This is a genomic window from Schleiferilactobacillus shenzhenensis LY-73, assembly GCF_000469325.1.
Classification (GTDB): domain Bacteria; phylum Bacillota; class Bacilli; order Lactobacillales; family Lactobacillaceae; genus Schleiferilactobacillus; species Schleiferilactobacillus shenzhenensis.
Genome location: NZ_KI271599.1, coordinates 50,774 through 58,118, shown reverse-complemented (window position 1 = coordinate 58,118; position 7,345 = coordinate 50,774). Strand labels below are relative to the sequence as shown.

The 7,345-nt window shown below is 57.5% G+C and carries 10 protein-coding genes; 9 read left to right on the top strand and 1 reads right to left on the bottom strand.

The window, feature by feature from the left end; all coding sequences use genetic code 11:
• Positions 1-98: 98 nt before the first annotated feature.
• From phnD to L248_RS16120, 6 genes are all read left to right on the top strand, one after another.
• Positions 99-1,040, top strand: a complete 942-nt coding sequence (gene phnD, locus L248_RS11370) for a phosphate/phosphite/phosphonate ABC transporter substrate-binding protein (protein WP_040536509.1) — start codon at positions 99-101, stop codon at positions 1,038-1,040.
• Between the two features lie 72 nt (positions 1,041-1,112).
• The gene (gene phnC / locus L248_RS11365; protein ID WP_022530379.1) at positions 1,113-1,895 is read left to right on the top strand and encodes a phosphonate ABC transporter ATP-binding protein; all 783 of its coding nucleotides are present in this window, start codon (positions 1,113-1,115) and stop codon (positions 1,893-1,895) included.
• A gap of 8 nt (positions 1,896-1,903) precedes the next feature.
• The gene (phnE, locus tag L248_RS11360; RefSeq protein WP_052000037.1) at positions 1,904-2,719 is read left to right on the top strand and encodes a phosphonate ABC transporter, permease protein PhnE; all 816 of its coding nucleotides are present in this window, start codon (positions 1,904-1,906) and stop codon (positions 2,717-2,719) included.
• Entirely contained in the window at positions 2,719-3,528 is an 810-nt protein-coding gene (phnE, locus tag L248_RS11355) for a phosphonate ABC transporter, permease protein PhnE (protein WP_040536507.1), read from the top strand. The genes phnE (L248_RS11360) and phnE (L248_RS11355) overlap by 1 nt, the downstream gene beginning before the upstream one ends.
• Before the next feature lie 76 nt (positions 3,529-3,604).
• Entirely contained in the window at positions 3,605-4,540 is a 936-nt protein-coding gene (locus tag L248_RS11350; RefSeq protein WP_052000035.1) for a polysaccharide deacetylase family protein, read from the top strand.
• Positions 4,541-4,900: 360 nt separating this feature from the next.
• Positions 4,901-5,038, top strand: coding sequence for a hypothetical protein (locus tag L248_RS16120; protein WP_196812033.1), 138 nt, complete (start codon positions 4,901-4,903; stop codon positions 5,036-5,038).
• Between the two features lie 607 nt (positions 5,039-5,645).
• Here L248_RS16120 and L248_RS11345 read toward each other — a convergent pair.
• Positions 5,646-6,146 (bottom strand): CRISPR-associated endonuclease Cas9 REC1/REC2 domain-containing protein, encoded by a 501-nt coding sequence (locus L248_RS11345; RefSeq protein WP_022530375.1) that lies wholly within the window; start codon positions 6,144-6,146, stop codon positions 5,646-5,648.
• Between the two features lie 129 nt (positions 6,147-6,275).
• Between L248_RS11345 and L248_RS11340 the strand changes: the two genes are divergently transcribed.
• From L248_RS11340 to L248_RS16355, 3 genes are all read left to right on the top strand, one after another.
• Positions 6,276-7,049, top strand: a complete 774-nt coding sequence (locus tag L248_RS11340) for a polysaccharide deacetylase family protein (RefSeq protein WP_155828648.1) — start codon at positions 6,276-6,278, stop codon at positions 7,047-7,049.
• Positions 7,050-7,070: 21 nt separating this feature from the next.
• Entirely contained in the window at positions 7,071-7,199 is a 129-nt protein-coding gene (locus L248_RS16440; RefSeq protein WP_022530373.1) for a hypothetical protein, read from the top strand.
• Between the two features lie 50 nt (positions 7,200-7,249).
• On the top strand, positions 7,250-7,345 hold a 96-nt coding region (locus L248_RS16355; RefSeq protein ID WP_342665179.1), incomplete at its 3' end, for a helix-turn-helix domain-containing protein.

Genomic DNA, 7,345 nt, shown 5'->3' with positions numbered 1-7,345 from the left:
ATTGACGGTTTTCTGACAAATACAGCGTTGTGCTCACCGCTCAGGGCGATACAATACGAATGAGTCAACTAATCTATCCGTGGAGGGGATCCATCGTCATGAAGATTTGGAAGAAACTCGCGCTCAGTGCGCTGGCACTGGTCAGCGTTGTCGGTTTGGCCGCGTGCAGCAACAAGAGCAATGCCCAGGCCAAGAGTGCCGGCTACACCCCCAAGAGCCTGAACGTCCAGTTCGTCCCGTCAGTCCAAGCCAGCAGCATCGAAGCCAAGGCCAAGCCCCTGGAGAAGCTGCTCCAGAAGCAGCTGGGGATTCCGGTGAAGGTATCCGTGTCCACCGACTACAACTCCATTGTTGAAGCAATGAGCTCCAAGCAGGTGGACGTCGGTTTCCTGCCGCCCGACGGCTACGTCCAAGCCCACAAGCAGAAGGCCGCAGACGCCTTGCTGCAAGCCGAGCGGTACAAGGTCGTTCAACCCGGCGGCCGCAACTCGACGAAGCTGACCGACGAGTATCGGTCCATGATCGTCGTGAAGAAAGGCTCCCCGATCAAGTCATACAAGGACTTAAAGGGTAAGAAAATCGCCGTCCAAGACGTCACCAGTTCCTCGGGTTACATCTGGCCCGCTGCTGAACTGAAGGAGAAGGGCATCAACATTGCCAAGCAGGATACGTTGGTCAACGTCAAGGGTCACGACCAAGGCGTCCTTTCTGTCTTGAACGGGGATACCGATGCCGCCTTCGTCTTCGAAGATGCTCGCAACCTGGTGAAGAAGGACGATCCTGACATCATGACCAAGGTCGTGCCGATCTACTTCACCAAGCCAATCCCCAACGACACCATCTCCGTGCGCGAAGACATGTCCAGTGCCTTCCGCAAGAAGCTGGCCAATGCCTTCATTAAGATTGCCAAGAGCAAGCAGGGCCACGCCATCATCTCCAGCGTGTACCAGCACGAAGGGTACGTCCATACCAAGGACAGCAACTTCAATATTGTCAGAAAGTACGACAAGATCGCGGCCAGCACCACGACCAATAAGTAACGCGTACCGCGCGGCAGAGCTGGGGGTACAGCCTCTAGCTCTTTTCGCGTATTCAGGACAGGAGGATTTTTTGTGACAGTTGCGCAGAAAGAACCGATCATCCAGTTTACCCAAGTGAACAAGGTTTACGAAAACGGCACGGTGGGGTTGAAGGACATCGACCTGACGATTTATCCTGGTGAATTCGTCGTTGTCATCGGGTTGTCCGGGGCGGGCAAGAGTACGCTGATGCGCTCCGTCAACCGGCTCCACGACATTACCAGCGGCGACATTCAGATCGGCGGCCGCTCGATCACCCAGGCCAAGGGCAAGGAACTGCTGTCGATGCGGCGGGAGATCGGCATGATCTTTCAGAACTTCAATTTGGTGAAGCGGGCCACGGTCTTGCGCAACGTGCTCACCGGCCGGGTCGGTTATTATCCCACGTGGAAGATGCTTCTCGGCATGTTCTCGGCGGCGGACAAGCAGAAAGCCTATGAGTCCCTGCAGCGGGTGGAACTGGCCGACAAGGTCTACGCCCGCGCCGATGAGCTTTCTGGCGGCCAGCAGCAGCGGGTCTCCATTGCCCGGGCACTGACCCAGGAGCCGCGCATCATCCTCGCCGATGAACCGATTGCCAGCCTGGATCCCCAGACGACCCACCGGGTGATGGACGACCTGAAGAAGATCAATGAGGAGCTGGGCATCACGGTGCTGATCAACCTGCACTCCGTCGAATTGGCCAAGGAGTACGGGTCCCGCATCGTCGGCATCCGCGCCGGCCATAAGGTCTTCGACGGCCCCGTCGCTAGTGCGGACGACGAGACCATCGCCGCCATTTACTCTGGCGCAGACACTGAGAAAGTGGGTGCGTAATCATGGAGATGTCGGAACATACGCAGCCGCGGCCCACCCCGCCGGCGGCGCCGCAACTGCCGAAGAAGCCCTTTGCCTGGGAACGGCTCGCCGTCACCGTCCTGATGATCGGCGGCTTGGTCTGGTCCGGGGTGGAGACCCAGGTCAACGTCGGCCAATTCGTCGCCAATTTTGGCCAATTCACCCAGATTTTGGCAGAAATGTGCCGGCCGGACTGGTCCTACGTCAGTTACGTGGTCGCCCCGCTGATCGAAACCATTAAGATGGCCGTCATCGGCACGGCCATCGGCGCCGGCATTGCGTTTCCCTATGCCTTTCTAGTGTCCCGCAACGTTGTCACGAACCGCTTCGTGACCGGTCTCTTTCGCTTCATATTGAATATCATTCGGACCATTCCGGACCTGCTGCTGGCGGCCCTGTTCGTGGCGGTCGTGGGCATCGGCCCGGTGGCCGGGATCATTACCCTGGCCATTTTCACCTTCGGCATGGTGGGCAAACTGTTCTTTGAAGCCGTCGAGACCATCGACGAAGGCCCGATCGAAGCACTCCGCGCGGCGGGGGCCAACCAGTGGGAGATCGTACGGTACGCCGTGGTGCCCCAAGTAATGGGCTTCTTCGTCAGCTATACCCTGTATGCGTTCGAAATCAACGTCCGCGCCTCCACCGTCCTCGGCTACGTGGGCGCCGGCGGGATCGGGGTCTTCCTCCAGCAGAACCTCGGCCAGTTCCGCTATGACCGGGTCTCGCTGATGGTGCTGGTGATCTTCGCCGTGGTGCTGGTTATTGATTACGTCAGTTCGAAAACCCGGGAGGCGCTGCTGTAATGGAACTTTCTGAAACACACAAATTACCCGCCCGCACCCATACTGGAGCGTGGCGCCGCTGGGTGGCCGGCGGCCTGCTGGTGGCCGTGGTCCTCTGGGCCTTCACCGGCATGCCGGCGCTGGCCATCAAGCCCAATGCGCAGCGTATCGGCGGGGCCATCATCGCCGGTATTTTCCACCCCGATTGGTCTTACGTGTATACCGGAGACGGCGAGGATCTGGTGTCCACGCTGCTCCAGACCGTGGCCATCGCCTTCGCTGGGACTTTCATTTCGGCCATCGTGTCGCTGCCCTTCGCCTTCTGGGCGGCTCGAGGCAAGCATAAGTTCTGGCTGGTGTCTCGCAGCGGCAAGTTCTTGCTCACCGCCATCCGCACCTTCCCCGAGATCGTTCTGGCCCTGATGTTCATCAAGGCCGTCGGGCCCAGTGCCTTCGCCGGGGTGCTGGCCGTGGGCTTCCACTCCGTCGGGATGCTGGCGAAGCTGTTCTCCGAAGCCATCGAGAACCTGGATAACGGGGCTGGCGAGGCGGTCACTGCGGCCGGCGGCACCCATCTGGATACCACCATGCTGGCCACGATTCCCCAGCTGCTGCCGGAGTTCGTTTCTAACACCCTCTACCGCTTCGAACTGGCCATCCGGTCGGCGTCCATCCTCGGCATCGTCGGGGCCGGCGGTGTCGGTACGCCGCTTATCTTCGCGATTTCTTCCCGGGCCTGGTCCCGGGTCGGCATCATCCTGCTAGGCATCGTCATCATGGTCACTCTGGTCGACTTCATCTCCGGCACGGTCCGCAAGCGGCTGGTCTGAGGCGTCATTCATGTCAATCGCGCGGCAGCACGGTACAATATTCCCGGAGAGTGAGAGATAGGGGATATTGGCAGAAATGAAGAAAAGAAGTTGGATTCTGATTGGCTTACTGGGCTTGGTGCTGCTGGCGGCGGGCCTATACGGCGGACACACGTACCAAGTGTCGATGGACCACGCCGCTCGCGAGCGCAGCGCCCGGGTGCGGACAGTGACCGCGAAGAAGGCGGCGGCTCAGATCAGCCAGTCAGAAAAGAAGGCCCGGGCGTTGGCGAAGAAAGCGAAGCCGGGGGCGGCTCAGGCCGCCCCGGTCAAGAGCGACCGCATTCCGGTCAGTCAGTGGCACCAGGCCAGCGCGCCGGTGCGGTTCCCGATCCTGATGTACCACGACATCGGCGTCGGCAACACCTTGATGATGCCGGCGGATCAGCTGAAGAACCAGCTGACCTGGCTGAAGCAGGCCGGGTATTACGAGCTGACCCCCAGCGAGGCGTACACCGTCCTTTCGACAAATCGCGTGCCCCAGGACAAAATCGTCTGGATCACCTTCGATGACGGTTACCGGGCGATGGCTACCCTGGGTTTGCCGCTGTTCAAGGCGACCAAGAGCCGGGTGACGGTCAACGAGATCAGCGGCTCTGTCGGCAGCAGCTGGAACCTGACAGAAGCCATGATCAAGACGATGCAGGCAGCCGGGGTGGACTTTGCTTCCCACACCGTCAGCCATCTGGAACTGAACAAGCTGCCGGCGGCTCGCCAGCAAACTGAGCTGACCGATTCCCGCACCGACCTGGGCAAGATCCTGGGCACGGCCCCCAACACGATTGCCTATCCGGTGGGGCGGTACAATGACGTTACGCTGCAAGACGCAAAGTCCGCCGGCTATCAGCTGGGCTTGACGACGACGCCCGGGCTGGCCGCGGCCAGTCAGGGGCTGTACAAGCTGGACCGGGTGCGGGTGAATCCGGGGAATACGCTGGTGAGCTTCATGAATCTGCTACGGACTGGGTTCTGATGGGCTGTCCCCTGGAGACAGGAGAGTTACGATGAAGAAATCGACGGCAATCTATTTGGGTATCGCTGCTTTGTGCCTGGTTGCGATAATCTGGCCAGAACTAAAGTGGTGGGTGCTGCCGCCTGCGGTGGTTGGCTTGATATGGCTTGTTTGGGTCGGTGTTGGCGAGGATCGGCGTAAGAAGCGGGCTGGGCGAGCCCAATAACAGTTTGGTAAATCTGTAGGCAGTGGGGTGCTATACTCTGGTGTCTGCTGGTGAGCCTTCGTGTGTCCAGTGCCGCGCTGTGCTTGCTATTGACGTCCGCTGCCAATTACGGTATCGTAACTAAGTATATGTCAAGAGGAAAGGGGGACGTTATCGTGTCACAAAATACCCATACAGGCGTATCCAACAACCGTCGGCCGGTATCCCGCGACAATTCCAAGGAACGTGTCGCACACACGACGCAAGTACTGGAATTCTTGGCGAAGCGCGCTAAGGAAGACGAGAACAAGTAATCGCGGCATAAAAGTACCAGTGGCGTCTTCATTGCACTACTGGTTTTTTTGTCCTCAAATTTTTGATTATTAGGCACCGCCGCAATTTGGAGTATTGACGATATGGCGTACTTCGGGATCTGTCTTCGGCACGCTCGCCATGTTACTTCGGCTCCGCACCTCATTGATCTGACGCACTTCGGAATCCGCTATCACAGGGGTACACCCTAATTTTGTTTTGGAATAATGATAGACGATATGGATACGGGCTAGAAGCCATGCTTTTTAGCTGAGCATATTTCTTGAGCTCTAAATCAAAAGCGACTACGTTGTGGGTGTCAAGAATGTGGCCACATTACTGACAGTTGGTTCCTGTTGATTTGTTAGGTGGATAAAGCTCGGCGCCGATGCAGCCATTTCTGCTATCTCAGGACTCGCGGACACAAGTCGTGGAATCTGGTTTGAATTCCATTTCAAAAACGTGTATGACAGCCACGGCCATCTGCTTGTATCGAATTTAGACATGTTTAGGTTTAAGTGGGGACGTCAATAATTGGAACGATAGTGAGTAAAAGAAAGCCAGAGGATGCTTATGTGGAGCCGCATAAAAAAGTATTTGAGCATCGGGTCATCGGACCCACTTGCTAACATGTTTGCTTTCGTAGTTTTTGTGGTTCCCGCAGTTGTCCTGGAAGCACCGATTTGGGTTTACTTCCTTGCGCTTCTCGGCATACTGGTTTTTGAACCACTTATTGGTATCCTCCTCAACCACGTTCGACGTTAAGCGTCGCGCAGCATTTTCCACCAACTGGATTTCCTGTTTTTCGAGCAGAATATCCCCGTAGCCGCTGAGGCGCTGGGATATTCTGCTCTTCGTGTATTTTGGCCCATTAACTGATTGAATGCTGAAAAACCAGAAACATCTTAGGCGGGCTAGTGAAGTTATCCGAAGATTCCACAAATGATCAATGACTGTCTTGCCTTTTGAATCACGAATTCCGTATAGAAGAGTAGTCGAGACCTGGCCCCAGCCTAGGTAGCAAATTTTGCTAAGACGTTGCCGCTGATCGCCGGTTAACCAGTCGCTGGTGTCCAGCTTGTTGCAGAAAAGATCACTATTTTCAAACAAGCGTCCCTCCTCAGTGCATATTCCTTGGCACCTGTCCACTATTCTGCTAGAATTGCCCGGATGTATTAGTAAGAGCGTACAGACTTCTCGTGAACGATCGGAGGAATTCGCAATGCAGAAACGTTATTATTGGTATGGCTCGTTCTTGGACTGGTATTAGCCGGGGCTGGCGTTGCGGCGTACCAATGGGCTGGTCACTTTGCACAGGATCAGGGGACTGTGCAGAGCGGCCGGCCTGCTGCAAGGAACAAGCAAGCCATACAATCGACGCAATCGCGGCGCAAGGCCTCCGCCAGCAGCAGCGTTGCGTCAAGCCAACCAGCGATTTCGTCGTCTTCGGCGGCGAGCAGCAGCGCGGTGGTGCCGCCCGCCGGCAATGGGCAGAATCATGATGCGGCGGATGCTTACGCGTATGATGCGGCAGCGGTCCGAGCGAAGATGAGCCAGACTGCCGCGTCGGGCGAGCCGCGGGTCGTCTTTCTCACCTTCGATGACGGGGTCAACACGACCATGACGCCGCGGATGTTGGCGACGCTGAAGCAGTATGGCGTTCATGCTACGTTCTTCGTCGTGGGCAACACAATCACGCCCCCGACGGCACCGATTCTGCGCCAGGAATTCGCCGAGGGTCACGCCATTGGGACACATAGCTTCGACCATGTCTACACCACGCTGTATCCCGGCCGGCAGGGGAGCACGGCGGCCATCGTGAAGGAGGCGGCCGATGGTGTTCGCGCGCTCCAGAGCGTCTTGGGGACGGGCTATTATCCCAAGGTGTGGCGCTATCCTGGCGGCCACATGTCTTGGCAGAACCTGGCCGGGGCGGACGCCGCTTTGCGGCAGATGAATCTCACCTGGATGGATTGGAACGCCGCGGTGGGTGATGCCCTGGGCGCAGCCTAATCGCCGCACACCGTCGAGGCTATGCTGGCGTATCACGCCGCCTCCCTGCGGGCCTACCTCCAGAGTGCCTACCGCGTGGTCCTGATGCACGACGCGCCGGACAAGGCCGTCACCCTGGCGGCGCTGCCCAGCATTATTCGATATAACTAAGGTCTCTGGGCAACCCCCTATCAAAACATAATTCATGATACAATTATGCCATGCAAGCGAAAGAGGTCTTACAGATCCTGCAAATCAGCCGCCCAACTTTGGGTCGGTGGCGCAAAGAAGGGATCTTAAAAGCAAGGAAGCTGCCT